Below are 16,033 nucleotides of genomic sequence, written 5' to 3'. Positions count from 1 at the left end.
TCGTGCCAACGTTTACGTGCGGCTTGCTGCGCTCAAATTTCGCCTTGGCCACGGTTCACCTCTTACCCGTCAAAATCAAAGACCGAATCCGACCGAACAGGATGTTCAGCCGGCCTTTTTAATCACTTCTTCCGCGATGCTGTTGGGCGCCTCGGCATAGCCGTCGAACTCCATGGAGTAGGCAGCCCGGCCCTGCGTCGCCGAACGGAGATCGGTAGCATACCCGAACATCTCCTTGAGCGGCACCGACGCGCGGATAATCTTACCGCCCGGACCGTCTTCCATGCCCTGGAGCGTGCCCCGGCGCCGGGTCACATCGCCCATGACATCGCCCATGAAGTCCTCCGGCGTCGTCACCTCGACCTTCATCATGGGCTCGAGCAGCACCGGGTTGCCCTTCATGAACCCATCCTTGAACGCCATCGAACCGGCGATCTTGAACGCCATCTCCGAGGAGTCGACATCGTGGTAGGAGCCGTCGAAGAGCTCGACCTCGAGGTCGACGACCGGGAAGCCGGCGAGCACGCCGTTTCCCATCTGCTCCTGAATGCCCCGATCCACTGAAGGAATGTACTCCTTGGGCACGACACCGCCGACGATCTTGTTGCGGAAGTCGTAACCTTCGCCGCGCTCGCGGGGGCGCATCCGGATCCAGACATGGCCGTACTGACCGCGCCCGCCCGACTGGCGGACGAACTTGCCCTCGACTTCCACCGGCTCGCGGATCGCCTCGCGGTAGGCCACCTGCGGCTCACCGACCTTGGCCTCGACCTTGAACTCGCGCTTGAGCCGATCGACGATGATCTCGAGATGCAGTTCGCCCATGCCGGAAATGATGGTCTGGCCCGACTCGTCGTCGGTGCGCACCTGGAAGGACGGATCCTCCTGAGCGAGCTTGCCCAGGGCAATGCCCATCTTCTCCTGGTCACCCTTGGTCTTGGGCTCGACCGCCACGGAGATCACCGGATCCGGGAACTCCATGCGCTCCAGGGTCACGCGGTTGCTGTTATCGCAGATCGTCTCACCGGTGGTGATGTCCTTGAGACCGATGGCCGCGGCGATGTCGCCGGCCCGGACTTCGCTGATCTCCTTACGCTCCTTGGAGTGCATCTGGACAATGCGCCCGAGCCGCTCCTTCTTGCCCTTGACCGGGTTGTAGACCGTGTCACCGGTCTTGACCACACCCGAGTAAACGCGGAAGAACGTCAGCGTACCGACGTAAGGGTCGGTCGCGATCTTGAACGCCAGAGCGGCGAAGGGCTCGTCGTCGTCGGACTTGCGAATGACCGTGCTGCCATCCTCGAGCTCACCCTCGATATCCGGGACCTCGCTCGGTGACGGCATATACTCGACCACGGCATCGAGCATGGCCTGAACGCCCTTGTTCTTGAACGCGGAGCCACAGAGCACCGGCACCACCTCGTTGGCGATGGTCTGTACGCGAAGGCCGTGATTGATTTCGTCCACCGTCAGCTCTTCGCCGCCGATGTACTTGTCCATCATGTCCTCGCTGGCTTCAGCGGCGGCCTCGACCAGCGCCTCGCGATAGCGGGCGGCGTCCTCGGCGTACTCCGCCGGGATGTCGACCTCTTCGTAGGTCGTGCCCATGTCCTGCTCATTCCAGTAGATCGCCTTCTGGCGGATCAGGTCGATCACACCGGCGAAGGAATCCTCGGCGCCGATGGGCAGCTGGACCGGTACCGCGTTGCAGCCCAGACGCTGCTTGAGCATGTCGACGCAGCGGAAAAAGTCCGAGCCCATCTTGTCCATCTTGTTGACGAACACCATGCGCGGGACGCCGTAGCGGTTCGCCTGCCGCCAGACGGTCTCGGTCTGCGGCTCGACACCGGCGTTGGCGTCGAGCACACAGACGGCGCCATCGAGCACCCGCAGGGAGCGCTCCACCTCGATGGTGAAGTCCACGTGCCCGGGCGTGTCGATGATGTTGATGCGGGTCTCGGGGTACTGCTGGTCCATGCCCCGCCAGAACGTGGTGGTGGCCGCAGAAGTAATGGTGATGCCACGCTCCTGCTCCTGGTCCATCCAGTCCATGACCGCAGCGCCGTCATGCACCTCGCCCATCTTATGGGAGATGCCCGTGTAGAAGAGGATACGCTCGGTGACTGTCGTCTTGCCGGCGTCGATGTGCGCCATGATGCCAATATTGCGATAGCGCTCGATCGGTGTCTTGCGTGCCAAAACCTGTTACCCCTGAACCTTATTACCAGCGGAAATGCGAGAAGGCCTTGTTGGCCTCCGCCATACGATGGGTATCTTCCCGCTTTTTCACCGCACTGCCACGACCCTCGGCCGCTTCCAGCAGCTCGTTGCCGAGGCGATGCCCCATCGTGGCCTCACTGCGCTTGCGCGCGGCCTCGATCACCCAGCGCATGCCGAGCGTATTGCGCCGCTGCGGGCGCACCTCCACCGGCACCTGATACGTGGCACCGCCGACGCGGCGCGACTTCACCTCGACCACCGGCCGAACCTTGTCGAGCGCCGTCTCCAGCACTTCCATCGGCTCGCCGCTGTGCTTTTCGGCGATCCGGTCGAGCGCGGTGTAGACGATTTTCTCTGCCACCGCCCGCTTGCCGTCGCGCATGATCATGTTCACGAAACGCGTGAGCATCTCGCTGTCATACTTCGGGTCCGCGAGGACCTTGCGCTTCGGGACTTCTCTTCTTCTCGGCATGATTGTCTACCCGCTTATCCTTTTGGCCGCTTGGCGCCGTACTTCGAGCGTCCCTGGCGGCGCTTGCTGACACCGGCGGTGTCCAGCGAGCCGCGGACGACGTGATACCGCACACCGGGAAGGTCCTTGACACGGCCGCCGCGAATCAGCGCGACCGAATGTTCCTGGAGGTTATGCCCCTCACCGCCGATATAGCTGGCGACCTCGTAGCCGTTCGTCAGCCGCACGCGCGCGACTTTCCGCAGCGCCGAGTTCGGCTTCTTCGGGGTGGTGGTGTAGACGCGGGCGCACACACCTCGACGCTGAGGACAGGCCTCGAGCGCGGGCACGTTGCTCTTCTCGTGCCGGCGCTTGCGAGGCTTGCGCACCAGCTGATTGATCGTGGCCATAGAGTTCTGACTCCCGTCCTTCAACGAACGCCGGAGTGGAAGGCCCAACTCCGGCGAAAGCCGTTAAGTGTAGGATCGGGCTTCATGGGTGTCAACCAGAAGCCCGGTCCGCTAGTTTTCCGACAGATCCGGTGCATCGGTGGTCGCAGCACCCCCGCCGAGGCCGAACTGCGGCGCCATCGGAATCATCGGCGCCGGCGTCTCGCGACGCTGCCGCTGGCGTTCCTGATGGTACGCATAGCCCGTCCCGGCGGGGATCAGACGCCCGACGATCACATTCTCCTTGAGACCGCGCAGGTCGTCCCGCGCCCCGCGGGTGGCCGCATCGGTGAGCACCCGGGTGGTCTCCTGGAACGACGCCGCCGAGATGAACGAATCGGTGGCCAGCGACGCCTTGGTGATCCCCAGCAGCTGGGGCTCCCAGATGGCCGGCTCGCGACCCTGCTCGACGAGCTGCTCGTTTTCTTCCTCGACGCGTCCCCAGTCGGCCTGCTCGCCGCGCAGATAACGCGTATCCCCGGGGTTGCGGATCTCGACCTTGCGCAGCATCTGGCGACTGATCACCTCGATGTGCTTGTCGTTGATCTTCACGCCCTGCAGGCGATAGACGTCCTGGATTTCCTTGACCATGTAGGCCGCCAGCTCGGCGACACCCAGCAGACGCAGTATGTCGTGGGGGTTGGGCTCGCCATCGGCGATCACCTCGCCCTTTTCGACGAACTCGCCCTCGAACACGGTGACGTTACGATGCTTGGGGATCAGCTCCTCGTACTCTTCGCCATCCGGCGTGGTCAGCACCAGGCGCTGCTTGCCCTTGGTGTCCTTGCCAAAGCTCACGGTGCCCGAGGTCTCGGCAAGAATCGCCGGCTCCTTGGGCTTGCGCGCCTCGAACAGGTCCGCCACCCGCGGCAGACCGCCGGTGATGTCACGCGTCTTGGACGACTCCTGCGGAATACGGGCGATCACGTCACCCACATCCACCTCGGCATTGTCCTCGACGCTGACGATGGCGCCGGCCGGCAGGGCGTAATGCGCCGGGATCTCGGTGCCGGCCAGGTTCAGGTCATTGCCCGCCTCGTCGACCAGCTTGACCACCGGACGCAGGTCCTTGTAAGCCACCTTGTCCCCGGTGCTGCTGCGCACATGCTCGCCGGTGCCGCGACTCTTGGGATCGGTCACCACCAGACTGCTGAGGCCGGTGACCTCGTCGGTCTCGCGGTTCACCGTGACACCCTCGACGAAGTCGTAGAACTTCAGCCGGCCCTTCACCTCGGTGATGATCGGGTGGGTATGCGGATCCCAGTTGGCCACGATCTGACCGGCCTCGACCGCCTCCTGCTCGGCGACGGCGATGGTCGCACCATACGGCACCTTGTAGCGCTCACGCTCGCGGCCGGCCTCATCCATGACCGTGATCTCGCCCGAGCGGGACACGGCCACCAGGTTGCCGGACTGATGCGCCACGGTCTTGAGGTTGTGGAGGCGCACCGTACCCGCGGACTTGACCTGCACATTGCTGATGGCCGCGGCCCGGGAGGCGGCGCCACCGATGTGGAAGGTCCGCATCGTCAGCTGGGTGCCCGGCTCGCCGATGGACTGCGCCGCGATGACGCCCACCGACTCACCCACGTTCACCTTATGGCCACGCGCCAGGTCCCGGCCGTAGCAGGCCGAGCAGACGCCGTGACGGGTCTCGCAGGTGATCGGCGAGCGCACCCAGATCTCGTCCACGCCTTCGCTCTCGACCGCCTCGATCTGGCGCTCGTCCAGCAGGGTGCCCTGCTCAACCAGGACCTTGCCGGTGCCCGGCTGCACGACGTCCTGGGCCACGACCCGGCCCAGCACGCGCTCACCCAGGGCCTCGACCACGTCACCGCCCTCGATGAGCGGCGTCATGCGCAGGCCGCGGTGGGTGCCGCAATCCTGGGAGGTGACCACCAGATCCTGCGACACGTCCACCAGCCGGCGGGTGAGATAGCCGGAGTTGGCCGTCTTCAGCGCCGTATCCGCCAGGCCCTTACGGGCACCGTGGGTGGAGATGAAGTACTGCAGAACATTCAGCCCCTCACGGAAGTTCGCCGTGATCGGCGTCTCGATGATCGAGCCATCGGGCTTGGCCATCAGGCCGCGCATGCCGGCAAGCTGGCGGATCTGCGCCGGCGAGCCACGCGCGCCCGAGTCAGCCATCATGAAGATCGAGTTGGTCGACTTCTGCACCAGCTCGTTGCCTTCGCTGTCGGTGACCGTCTCCTTGCCGAGCTTTTCCATCATCGCGGTGGCCACTTCCTCGTTGGTCCGCGACCAGATGTCGACCACCTTGTTATAGCGCTCGCCATTGGTGACGAGACCCGAGGCGTACTGATCCTCGATGTCCTTCACCTCGACCTCGGCATCGGTCAGGATCTGCTCCTTCTCGCCCGGGATGACCATGTCTTCCATGCCGATGGACACCGCCGCACGGGTGGACATCCGAAAGCCCAGGTACATGATCTGGTCGGCGAAGATGACCGTCGCCTTCAGACCCAGCCGCCGATAGCACTGGTCGATCATCTCCGAGATGGCCTTCTTGGTCATGTCGCGATCGACAAGATCGAACGGCAGGCCCTCGGGAACGATGTTGTAGATCAGCGCCCGGCCAACGGTGGTCTCCACCCGCCGGGTGGACTCGCTGCGCTGGCCCTCGTCGTCGACCACGACCTCGTGGAAGCGCACCGTGACCCGCGCCTGAAGGCCGACCCGCCCGCTTTCGTAGGCGCGATGGACCTCGTCGAGGTCGGCGAAGGTCATGCCCTCGCCCTGCTGGCGCTGGAGCACCAGCGACATGTAATACAGCCCCAGCACGATGTCCTGCGAGGCGCCGATGATCGGCTCGCCGGAGGCCGGCGCCAGGACGTTGTTGGTGGCCATCATCAGGGCCCGGGCCTCGAGCTGTGCCTCGAGCGCCAACGGCACGTGGACCGCCATCTGGTCGCCGTCGAAGTCGGCGTTGAACGCCGGGCACACCAGCGGGTGCAGCTGCACCGCCTTGCCCTCGACCAGCACCGGCTCAAAGGCCTGGATGCCGAGACGATGCAGGGTCGGCGCCCGGTTGAGCATCACCGGATGCTCGCGGATGACCTCCTCGAGGATGTCCCAGACTTCGGCGGTCTCGCGCTCGACCATCTTTTTGGCCGCCTTGATGGTGGTGGCCAGGCCCAGCCGCTGCAGGCGCGAGAAGATGAACGGCTTGAACAGCTCCAGCGCCATGCGCTTGGGCAGGCCGCACTGATGCAGCCGCAGGGTGGGGCCGACCACGATCACCGACCGGCCGGAGTAGTCCACGCGCTTGCCCAGCAGGTTCTGCCGGAAACGGCCCTGCTTGCCCTTGATCATGTCCGCCAGCGACTTCAGCGGCCGCTTGTTGGTGCCGGTGATGGCCCGGCCACGGCGGCCGTTGTCGAGCAGCGCATCCACCGACTCCTGGAGCATGCGCTTTTCGTTGCGCACGATAATGTCCGGCGCGGACAGATCCAGCAGCCGACGCAGGCGATTGTTGCGGTTGATCACCCGGCGGTAGAGATCGTTGAGATCCGAGGTCGCGAAACGCCCGCCATCCAGCGGCACCAGCGGCCGCAGGTCCGGCGGCAGCACCGGCAGGACGGTCATGATCATCCACTCCGGCCGATTCCCCGACTCGAGGAACGACTCGACCAGCTTAAGCCGCTTGGACAGCCGCTTGATCTTGGTCTCGGAGTTGGTGGCATCCATCTGCTCACGGAGGGTTTCGGTCTCCTCGCGCAGATCAAGGTTCTTGAGCAGATGGCCGACGGCCTCGGCGCCCATGCGGGCGTCGAACTCGTCACCGTACTGCTCCATGGCGTCCAGATACTGCTCGTCGCTCAGCAGCTGGCCCTTCTTGAGCGGGGTCATGTTGGGCTCGATGACCACGAACGCCTCGAAGTAGAGGATGCGCTCGATGTCACGCAGGGTCATGTCCAGCAACAGGCCGATGCGCGAGGGCAGCGACTTCAGGAACCAGATGTGCGCGGCCGGACTGGCCAGGTCGATATGCCCCATGCGCTCACGGCGCACCTTGGCCAGGGTGACCTCGACGCCGCACTTCTCGCAGACCACGCCGCGATGCTTGAGGCGCTTGTACTTGCCGCACAGGCACTCATAGTCCTTGACGGGGCCGAAGATCTTCGCGCAGAAGAGCCCATCCCGCTCCGGCTTGAACGTCCGGTAGTTGATGGTCTCGGGCTTTTTCACCTCGCCAAACGACCATGACCGGATTTTCTCCGGCGATGCCAGTCCGATGCGGATGCCATCAAAGTCGTCGAGCTGGGCGCCCGGCTGTTTGAACAGATTCAGTAGGTCTTTCATATCGGCTACCCGTTCAGTCCTGCTCTAGCTCGATATCAATACCGAGGGAGCGAATCTCTTTGACCAGCACATTGAAGGATTCGGGCATGCCCGCCTCCATCTGGTGCTCGCCATCGACGATGTTCTTGTACATTTTGGTCCGGCCGGCGACATCGTCGGACTTGACCGTCAGCATTTCCTGCAGGGTGTAGGCAGCGCCGTACGCCTGCAGGGCCCAGACCTCCATCTCGCCGAAGCGCTGGCCACCGAACTGCGCCTTGCCGCCCAGCGGCTGCTGGGTGACCAGGCTGTAGGGCCCGGTGGAGCGCGCATGCATCTTGTCGTCGACCAGATGGTTCAGCTTGAGGATGTGCATGTAGCCCACGGTCACCGGCCGATCGAATGGATCGCCGCTGCGGCCGTCGTACAGCTGCGCCTGACCGCTTTCCGGCAGCCCGGCGAGTCGGAGCATGTTCTTGATCTCGCCCTCATTGGCGCCATCGAACACCGGTGTCGCCATCGGCACGCCACCACGGAGGTTTTCGCAGAGCTCGACGATTTCCTCGTCGGTGAACGAGTCGAGGTCCTCGCGCTTGCCGCTGGAGTTGTACACCTTCTCGAGAAAGCCGCGCAGTTCGTCGACCTTCTGCCGGGCATCGAGCATCTCGCCGATGCGCCGGCCCAGTCCCTTGGCGGCCCAGCCCAGATGCACCTCGAGCACCTGCCCGATGTTCATCCGCGACGGCACACCGAGCGGTGACAGCACCACGTCGATGGGCTCGCCGTCGGCGGAGAACGGCATGTCCTCCACCGGCACGACGCGGGAGATCACGCCCTTGTTGCCGTGACGGCCGGCCAGCTTGTCACCGGCCTGGATGCGCCGGCGCACGGCCAGATAGACCTTGACCATCTTGAGCACGCCGGGTGCCAGATCATCACCGGCACCGATCTTTTCCTTTTTCTCCTCAAGCCGTGCATCGAAGGCCTCGCGCTGGGCCTTGAGCTGGGCCTGGACCGCCTCGAGACGCGCCATCGCGCTTTCGTCACGCAGGCGGATCTCGAACCAGCGGCGCCGGTCGATGCCGTGCAGGTACTCGGCGGTGATCTCGGTGCCGGCCTTGAGCTGCTCGGGCCCGCCGTCAGCCACCTGGCCGATCAGCGACTGCTCGAGCCGCGCGAAGGCGTCATCCTCGAAGATCCGATACTGATCATCGAGATCCTTGCGCACGTCGGCGAGTGCATCGGCCTCGATGGAAAGGGCCCGGGCATCCTTCTCGACGCCATCACGGGTGAAGACCTGGACGTCGATGACCGTGCCATCCATGCCCGAGGAGACCCGCTGCGAGGTGTCCTTCACGTCCGAGGCCTTTTCGCCAAAGATGGCCCGCAGGAGCTTTTCCTCCGGGGTCAGCTGGGTCTCGCCCTTGGGCGTGACCTTGCCGACCAGAATATCGCCGGCCTTGACCTCGGCACCCACGTAGACGATGCCCGACTCATCCAGCTTGGACAGCGCGCTCTCACCCACATTGGGGATATCGGCGGTGATTTCTTCCGAGCCCAGCTTGGTGTCGCGGGCGACGGCCGTCAGCTCCTCGATATGGATCGTGGTGTAGCGGTCCTCCTGGACGACGTTCTCCGAGATCAGGATCGAGTCCTCGAAGTTATAGCCGTTCCAGGGCATGAACGCGACGCGCATGTTCTGGCCCAGCGCCAGCTCGCCCATGTCGGTGGACGGGCCGTCGGCCAGCACATCGCCGCGGCCCACCCGGTCGCCGGGGCGCACCAGCGGCTTCTGGTTCTGGCAGGTGCTCTGATTGGAGCGGGTGTACTTGGTCAGGTTGTAGATGTCGACGCCCGGCTCGCCGGACTGCGCCTCATCATCGTTCACCCGGACCACGACCCGGGCGGCGTCGACCTGATCGACGATACCGCCGCGGTCAGCCACCACGGTGACGCCCGAGTCGACCGCCACGGCCCGCTCCATGCCCGTGCCTACCACGGGCTTTTCGGCCCGCAGGGTCGGCACCGCCTGGCGCTGCATGTTCGAGCCCATCAGCGCCCGGTTGGCGTCATCATGCTCGAGGAACGGCACCATGGACGCCGCCACCGAGACGATCTGCTTGGGCGAGACGTCCATGTACTGGACCTTGTCCGGCGAGGACATGCCGAACTCGTTCTGGTGCCGGATCGAGATCAGCGAGTCCACCAGATCGCCCTGCTCGTCGATACGGGCGTTGGCCTGGGCGATGATGTAGCGGCTCTCCTCGATGGCGGACAGATAATCCACCTGGTCGGTGACCCGACCATTCTCGACCCGCCGATAGGGGGTCTCGAGAAAGCCATAGCTGTTCAGCCGGGCATAGCAGGCCAGGGAGCTGATCAGACCGATGTTCGGCCCCTCGGGCGTCTCGATCGGGCAGACCCGGCCGTAATGGGTGGGGTGCACGTCACGCACCTCGAACCCGGCCCGCTCGCGGGTGAGGCCGCCCGGCCCCAGCGCCGAGACCCGGCGCTTATGGGTGACCTCCGAGAGGGGGTTGTTCTGATCCATGAACTGCGAGAGCTGCGAGGAGCCGAAGAACTCCTTGATCGCCGCGGCCACGGGCTTGGCGTTGAGCAGCTCCTGGGGCATCAGCCCCTCGCTTTCCGCCAGACTGAGGCGCTCGCGCACGGCCCGCTCGACCCGCACCAGCCCGATGCGGAAGTTGTTCTCGGCCATCTCGCCGACACAACGCACCCGACGGTTGCCGAGGTGGTCGATGTCATCGACGGTGCCCTTGCCGTTGCGGATGTTGATCAGCTCGCGCAGGACCGCAAGAATGTCCTCGTTGTCGAGTACGCCACTGCCTTCGACCTCGTCCCGGCCGACCCGCAGGTTGAACTTCATGCGCCCCACGGCAGAGAGGTCGTAGCGATCCTCGCTGAAGAACAGGTTGGCGAACAGGTTCTCGGCGGCGTCCTTGGTCGGCGGCTCGCCCGGGCGCATCATCCGGTAGATCTCGATGAGCGCCTCAAGCGGCGTCGTGGTCGTGTCGATGTTGAGCGTATTGGAGACGTACGGGCCCTGATCGACGTCGTTGATGAACAGCACCCGGAAGGTCTTGATGCCGTTGTCGCGCAGCGACTGCACCAGCTCTTCGGTCAGCTCGGTGTTGGCCGAGGCGAGGACTTCACCGGTGGACTTGTCGATGATGTCTTCGCCCAGGATCCGACCCACCAGATAGTCGTCGGGCACCTGGAGCTTTTTCAGCCCGGCCTTATCCATCTGGCGGATATGGCGCGCTGTGATGCGCCGGCCCGCCTCGACGATGACATTGCCCTCGCCGTCCTTGATCTCGAACGTCGCGGTCTCACCGCGCAGCCGCTCCGGCACCAGGTCCAGATCGGCGCCCTTCTTGCGCAGGTGATAGGTGTTCTTGTCGAAGAACAGGTCCAGGATCTGCTGGTTGTCATAGCCCAGCGCGCGCAGCAGCACCGTGGCCGGCAGCTTGCGGCGGCGGTCGATGCGCACATAGATCGAGTCCTTCGGATCAAACTCGAAGTCGAGCCACGAGCCGCGATAGGGAATGACCCGCGCGGTGAACAGCAGCTTGCCCGAGCTGTGCGTCTTGCCCTTGTCATGATCAAAGAACACGCCCGGCGAGCGGTGCAGCTGCTGGACGATCACCCGCTCGGTGCCATTGATGACGAACGTGCCATTGCGGGTCATGAGCGGCATTTCGCCCATGTAGACTTCCTGCTCGCGGATGTCCTTGACCGCGCGGGTGTCCTTGTCATTGATGACAAGGCGCACGAGCACGCGCAGCGGCGCCGCGTAGGTCATGCCGCGGAGCTGGCACTCCTTGACGTCGAAGGACGGCTCGCCAATGCGATAGTTGACGTACTCGAGCCGGGCACTGCCGGAGTAGCTCTCGATCGGGAACACCGAATCGAGGGCCGCCTGCAGGCCTTTGTCGTCCCGCTTGTCCGGGTCCTGTTCAAGCTGCAGAAAATCCCGGTAGGATTCGATCTGCGAGGTCAGCAGATAGGGAACATCCAGCACCTTCGGCTGTTTGCCAAAGTCGTTGCGGATGCGCTTTTTTTCAGTAAACGTATAGGCCATCGAGGTTCCTCAACGAGGTCGGGGTCCGCCGTGTGCAAGGCTTCGAGGACTCGCCCAATGCAAGTACTCGCAGACTTGGACACAACGGCCGTCAACGGATTCCGACTACAACAGATTCTTCACAAGCACCAAAGGGCCAACGGCCGGTTCGACCGTCAGCCCCCATCAACGCCGGTTCTGTGGCGCTGTTCTGATCAAGCCCTACTTGAGCTCGACCGTGGCGCCCGCCTCTTCGAGCTGACCCTTCAGCTCGTCGGCTTCTTCCTTGGTGGCGGCTTCCTTGACCGGCGCCGGAACGCCCTCGACCAGCGTCTTGGCCTCCTTGAGACCCAGACCCGTGGCGCCGCGGACCGCCTTGATGACGCCGACCTTGTTTTCGCCGAAGCCCGTCAGGACCACGTCGAACTCGGTCTGCTCTTCGGCGGCTTCACCCTCACCGCCACCGGCGGCGGGTGCTGCAGCAACGGCGGCGGCAGCGGTGACACCAAACTTCTCTTCCATCGCCTCGATGAGCTCGACGACCTCCATGACGGTCATGTTCGAGATGCTCTCGAGGATGTCTTCCTTGGAAACGGCCATTGTGTTTTCTCCTGGCTGATTCGATTGATAATTGCGCGAACGGCAGCGACAGGGCTGTCGATCCTACTGCTTGGCGTCCTTGACCGCGGAGACGGTACGCACCAGCTTGCCGGGCACCTCGTTGAGGGTGGTGGCGAGCTTCTGTACCGGCGCCTGCATGGTCGCCATGAGGCGACTGATCGCCTCGTCGTAGGTGGGCAGTGTGGCCAGCCGGTCGATCTCGGACCCGGGGTATTTCTCCCCGCCGACCGCCAGCATTTTCACTACCAGCTGTTCGTGTTCCTTGGCAAAGCTCTTGAGAACACGGGCGGCTGAGCCGGGATCTTCCTGCGAGAACGCGAGCACCAGCGGACCTTCAAGGTCTTCGCTCATGCACTCGAACTGCGTGCCCTCGACGGCGCGCTTCGCGAGGGTGTTCTTAACCACCCGCACATAAACGCCCGCATCCCGGGCCTGCACACGCAGGCTGTCCATATCACCGGCGGACAGACCCCGGTATTCCGCGGCAACCGCGGAATGGGCCTGACCAGCCACCTCAGCGACTTCCTGCACCATCCGCTTTTTCTGTTCCAGACTTACGCCCATTCAAATGCCTCCTGGAACGGCGGTTGGTAATGGCATCCGGACCTTCGGCCCGTCTGCCCCGTAACGGTGAACCCGTGCAGGAAACCTGTCCTGTCCGGCACACCGTCTACCGCTGGCGGTCGTATGACACTTACGCGGCGAACCGCACCCAACGGTCTATGACGGCTGTCTCGATGACAGCCAGCAGCCATTGACACAATGGCCGCGACATCGGAGCCGCCGACTAGGTCAGCGCCCCCAGATCCACCGGCACCCCCGGCCCCATCGTCGTGGAGACCGTGGCCCGTTTAAGATAGACACCCTTCGACGAGGCCGGCTTGATCTTCTGCAGATCATTGATCAGGGCCTGGAGGTTCTGCGCGAGGGCCTCCGGCTCGAAATCGGCCTTGCCGAGGCTGCAATGAATCAGCCCGCCACGGTCGGCGCGGTAGCGCACCTGCCCGGCCTTGGCGTTACGCACGGCCTCGGCCACATCCGTGGCGACCGTGCCCACGCGCGGGTTGGGCATCAGCCCCCGCGGGCCCAGCAGACGGCCCAGCTTACCGACGACGCCCATGGCGTCCGGGCTGGCAATGACCACGTCATAATCCAGTTCGCCGCCCTGCATGCGCTCGGCCAGGTCGTCCATTCCCACGGTGTCGGCACCGGCCGCCTCGGCGGCCTCGGCATTGGCTCCCTGGGCGAACACGGCGACCCGGACGGTCTTGCCGGTGCCATTCGGCAGCACCGTTGAGCCGCGCACCATCTGATCACCCTTGCGCGGATCAATCCCCAGATTGACGGCGACGTCGATGGACTCGGTGAACTTCGCGGTGGCGAGCTCCTTGAGCAGGTTGAACGCCTCCTGAGCCGGGTACAGGCGATCGCGATCGATCTTTTCTTCGAATACGCGCTGGCGCTTGGTCAGTTTTGCCATGGCGTTACACCCCCTCCACGTTCAGGCCCATGCTGCGGGCGGAGCCGGCGATCGTCTTGACCGCCGCTTCCATACCAGCGGCATTGAGATCGGGCCACTTCGTCTGCGCGATCTCCTCGAGCTGCTCACGATTCACCGTACCCACCTTGGTGGTGTGCGGCGTGCCGCTGCCCGACTTGATGCCCGCGGCCTTTTTGAGGAGGACCGCGGCCGGCGGTGTCTTGGTGATGAACGTAAAGCTGCGGTCGGAGTAAACGGTGATCACCACCGGGGTCGGCAGACCCTGCTCCATGTCCTGGGTCTGCGCGTTGAACGCCTTGCAGAACTCCATGATGTTCAGGCCATGCTGACCCAGCGCCGGACCCACCGGCGGGCTCGGCTTGGCGGCCCCGGCGGGGACCTGCAGCTTGATGTAGGCTTCGACTTTTCTCGCCATTGATTGAGCTCCTGATGTGGGTAGTAGCGCCGGGGGCTTTCACCCCGGCTCCCCTGACGGCGGACCGCCTGACTAGGTCTTTTCGACCTGACTGAAATCGAGCTCCACCGGGGTGGAGCGACCGAAGATCAGAACCGCCACCCGCAGGCGGCTCTTCTCGTAGTTGACTTCCTCGACCACGCCATTGAAGTCATTGAACGGGCCGTCGGTCACGCGCACCACTTCGCCGACTTCGAACAGCACCTTCGGACGCGGCTTGTCGACGCCCTCGCGGACGCGATCGAGAATGTTGGCGGCTTCGGCGTCGGAGATCGGCGCCGGGCGCCCCCGCGACGGACCGATGAACCCCATCACCCGCGGCACGTTCTTGACCAGATGCCAGGTGTCGTCGCCCATTTCCATCTGCACCAGGACATAGCCCGGGAAAAACTTGCGCTCGCTGCGACGCTGCTGGCCTTCCTTCATCTCGACGACTTCTTCCGCGGGTACCAGCACCTCGCCGAACTCGTCTTCCATGCCGGCCCGCGCGATGTGCTCCTCGAGCGCCTTTTTCACCTGGTTTTCAAACCCGGAATACGCGTGAACGACGTACCAGCGTTTCGCCATGAGTGATCAGCCTCCGGGGCGTACGAGGGCGCCAACGCCCCACATGAAAAACATATCCATCAGCCACAGCAGGACGGCGACGATGAAAACCATGACCAGCACGACCAGCGTCGTCTGAATCGACTCCTGCCGGGTCGGCCACACCACGCGGCGCAGCTCCTGGCGCGCCTCGCGGGCGAAGCTCCAGGCGTTCCGCCCGGGCTGGCTGGTCATTGCAATGGCGATGGCGATGGCTGCCACGACCACCATGCCAACCACGCGAATCAGGTCGGACTGGCCTTCGAGGCCATAGAAACCGACCACACCTGCAAGGAAGGTCGCGGCGGCCAAAGTCAGTTTGGCCTTGTCCGTACCCGTGGTCGTCGTCTGATCGTTTGCGCTCATGGAACCCGCGACGCTGTTGGTGACCGGATTAAATGGCAGGCCAGGAGGGACTCGAACCCCCAACCTACGGTTTTGGAGACCGTTGCTCTGCCAATTGAGCTACTGGCCTATACTCGCGTTTGACCGGCCATCAAACGGCGAACTCGGTAGTGTACGCAAAGCCCCGGGGTTTTGAAACCCCAGGGCCTTGACAACACGCGATCGGTTTACTCGAGGATCTTGGAGACGACGCCGGCACCCACGGTGCGGCCGCCCTCGCGGACCGCGAAGCGCAGACCCTCTTCCATCGCGATCGGCGCGATCAGCGACACGGTCATCTGCACGTTGTCACCCGGCATCACCATCTCCGTGCCCGAGGGCAGGTCACAGGCACCGGTCACGTCCGTGGTCCGGAAGTAGAACTGCGGGCGGTAGCCATCAAAGAACGGCGTGTGACGGCCGCCCTCGTCCTTGCCCAGCACATACACCTCGCACTCGAACTTGGTGTGCGGCGTGATCGAGCCGGGCTTGCACAGCACCTGGCCGCGCTCGACATCATCGCGCTTCGTGCCGCGCAGCAGCGCGCCGATGTTATCCCCGGCACGCCCCTCGTCGAGCAGCTTGCGGAACATCTCCACCCCCGTGACCACCGTCTTGGTCGTCGGGTTGATGCCCACGATCTCCACATCCGAGCCGGTCTTGATGATGCCGCGCTCCACGCGACCGGTCACCTGAGGTGGACCCCATCCTTCGGACCACTGGTAGCGGTTAAGTTGTAAAGACCGGTGGGGTCTCCATCGGCATTAAGTTTCCGGCATATGAGCCCAGTGGACCTCAGCCGGGGTTCTTTGATCAAGCGCGGTATGTGGTCGCTCTGTGTTGTAGAAGTCGATGTATCTGCCCAGCCCACGCTCCAGGGCCGTCGGGCTGTCGTAGCCCCGCAGGTAGACGTCCTCGTACTTCAGCGTTCGCCACAGTCGCTCGACGAAGACATTGTCGAGGGCCCGGCCACGGCCATCCATGC

Annotated in this window: 12 protein-coding genes, 1 tRNA gene and 1 pseudogene; all 14 read right to left on the bottom strand. The window is 64.1% G+C overall.

Annotated features, from left to right (window positions below):
- Positions 1 to 105 precede the first annotated feature (105 nt).
- On the bottom strand, positions 106 to 2,199 hold the full coding sequence (gene fusA / locus BA899_RS01700) for an elongation factor G (RefSeq protein WP_159299538.1): 2,094 nt from the start codon (positions 2,197 to 2,199) through the stop codon (positions 106 to 108).
- Between the two features lie 22 nt (positions 2,200 to 2,221).
- Positions 2,222 to 2,692 carry a 30S ribosomal protein S7 gene (gene rpsG / locus BA899_RS01695; protein ID WP_069134447.1) on the bottom strand — a complete coding sequence of 157 codons (471 nt, stop codon included), beginning with the start codon at positions 2,690 to 2,692 and terminating at the stop codon, positions 2,222 to 2,224.
- 14 nt (positions 2,693 to 2,706) lie between these two features.
- Positions 2,707 to 3,081: a 30S ribosomal protein S12 gene (gene rpsL / locus BA899_RS01690; protein ID WP_023367946.1), complete on the bottom strand. Its 375-nt coding sequence runs from the start codon at positions 3,079 to 3,081 to the stop codon at positions 2,707 to 2,709.
- A gap of 111 nt (positions 3,082 to 3,192) precedes the next feature.
- The gene (gene rpoC / locus BA899_RS01685; RefSeq protein ID WP_144347958.1) at positions 3,193 to 7,443 is read right to left on the bottom strand and encodes a DNA-directed RNA polymerase subunit beta'; all 4,251 of its coding nucleotides are present in this window, start codon (positions 7,441 to 7,443) and stop codon (positions 3,193 to 3,195) included.
- A 13-nt stretch (positions 7,444 to 7,456) separates the two neighbouring features.
- The gene (rpoB, locus tag BA899_RS01680; RefSeq protein WP_159299537.1) at positions 7,457 to 11,524 is read right to left on the bottom strand and encodes a DNA-directed RNA polymerase subunit beta; all 4,068 of its coding nucleotides are present in this window, start codon (positions 11,522 to 11,524) and stop codon (positions 7,457 to 7,459) included.
- Positions 11,525 to 11,725: 201 nt separating this feature from the next.
- On the bottom strand, positions 11,726 to 12,103 hold the full coding sequence (gene rplL / locus BA899_RS01675; RefSeq protein ID WP_069134444.1) for a 50S ribosomal protein L7/L12: 378 nt from the start codon (positions 12,101 to 12,103) through the stop codon (positions 11,726 to 11,728).
- 63 nt (positions 12,104 to 12,166) lie between these two features.
- The gene (rplJ, locus tag BA899_RS01670; protein WP_144347955.1) at positions 12,167 to 12,688 is read right to left on the bottom strand and encodes a 50S ribosomal protein L10; all 522 of its coding nucleotides are present in this window, start codon (positions 12,686 to 12,688) and stop codon (positions 12,167 to 12,169) included.
- A 223-nt stretch (positions 12,689 to 12,911) separates the two neighbouring features.
- Complete coding sequence (gene rplA / locus BA899_RS01665; RefSeq protein ID WP_144347954.1) at positions 12,912 to 13,604, bottom strand: 50S ribosomal protein L1; 693 nt, start codon at positions 13,602 to 13,604, stop codon at positions 12,912 to 12,914.
- 4 nt (positions 13,605 to 13,608) lie between these two features.
- Entirely contained in the window at positions 13,609 to 14,040 is a 432-nt protein-coding gene (gene rplK, locus BA899_RS01660) for a 50S ribosomal protein L11 (protein ID WP_069134441.1), read from the bottom strand.
- Between the two features lie 72 nt (positions 14,041 to 14,112).
- Positions 14,113 to 14,646 carry a transcription termination/antitermination protein NusG gene (gene nusG, locus BA899_RS01655; RefSeq protein ID WP_069134440.1) on the bottom strand — a complete coding sequence of 178 codons (534 nt, stop codon included), beginning with the start codon at positions 14,644 to 14,646 and terminating at the stop codon, positions 14,113 to 14,115.
- 6 nt (positions 14,647 to 14,652) lie between these two features.
- On the bottom strand, positions 14,653 to 15,030 hold the full coding sequence (gene secE, locus BA899_RS01650) for a preprotein translocase subunit SecE (RefSeq protein ID WP_069134439.1): 378 nt from the start codon (positions 15,028 to 15,030) through the stop codon (positions 14,653 to 14,655).
- Positions 15,031 to 15,063: 33 nt separating this feature from the next.
- A tRNA-Trp gene (locus tag BA899_RS01645) sits at positions 15,064 to 15,139 on the bottom strand.
- 97 nt (positions 15,140 to 15,236) lie between these two features.
- Positions 15,237 to 15,740, bottom strand: a pseudogene (locus BA899_RS01640) (EF-Tu/IF-2/RF-3 family GTPase); the annotation flags it as partial.
- 72 nt (positions 15,741 to 15,812) lie between these two features.
- Positions 15,813 to 16,033: integrase core domain-containing protein (locus BA899_RS01635; RefSeq protein ID WP_159299338.1), on the bottom strand; the 221-nt coding region annotated here is incomplete at its 5' end.

This window comes from Spiribacter sp. SSL99, assembly GCF_009805925.1.
In the GTDB taxonomy this organism is placed as follows: Bacteria; Pseudomonadota; Gammaproteobacteria; order Nitrococcales; family Nitrococcaceae; genus Spiribacter; species Spiribacter roseus.
Note: the sequence above shows the minus strand (reverse complement) of the source record. Positions and strands in the feature narration are given on the sequence as shown.

Excerpts from the sequence above, each read along its gene's own strand:
- rpsG (WP_069134447.1), bottom strand. The coding sequence starts at position 2,692 with ATGCCGAGAAGAAGAGAAGTCCCGAAGCGCAAGGTCCTCGCGGACCCG.
- rpsL (WP_023367946.1), bottom strand. The coding sequence starts at position 3,081 with ATGGCCACGATCAATCAGCTGGTGCGCAAGCCTCGCAAGCGCCGGCAC.
- rpoC (WP_144347958.1), bottom strand. The coding sequence starts at position 7,443 with ATGAAAGACCTACTGAATCTGTTCAAACAGCCGGGCGCCCAGCTCGAC.
- rpoB (WP_159299537.1), bottom strand. The coding sequence starts at position 11,524 with ATGGCCTATACGTTTACTGAAAAAAAGCGCATCCGCAACGACTTTGGC.
- rplL (WP_069134444.1), bottom strand. The coding sequence starts at position 12,103 with ATGGCCGTTTCCAAGGAAGACATCCTCGAGAGCATCTCGAACATGACC.
- rplJ (WP_144347955.1), bottom strand. The coding sequence starts at position 12,688 with ATGGGCGTAAGTCTGGAACAGAAAAAGCGGATGGTGCAGGAAGTCGCT.
- rplA (WP_144347954.1), bottom strand. The coding sequence starts at position 13,604 with ATGGCAAAACTGACCAAGCGCCAGCGCGTATTCGAAGAAAAGATCGAT.
- rplK (WP_069134441.1), bottom strand. The coding sequence starts at position 14,040 with ATGGCGAGAAAAGTCGAAGCCTACATCAAGCTGCAGGTCCCCGCCGGG.
- nusG (WP_069134440.1), bottom strand. The coding sequence starts at position 14,646 with ATGGCGAAACGCTGGTACGTCGTTCACGCGTATTCCGGGTTTGAAAAC.
- secE (WP_069134439.1), bottom strand. The coding sequence starts at position 15,030 with ATGAGCGCAAACGATCAGACGACGACCACGGGTACGGACAAGGCCAAA.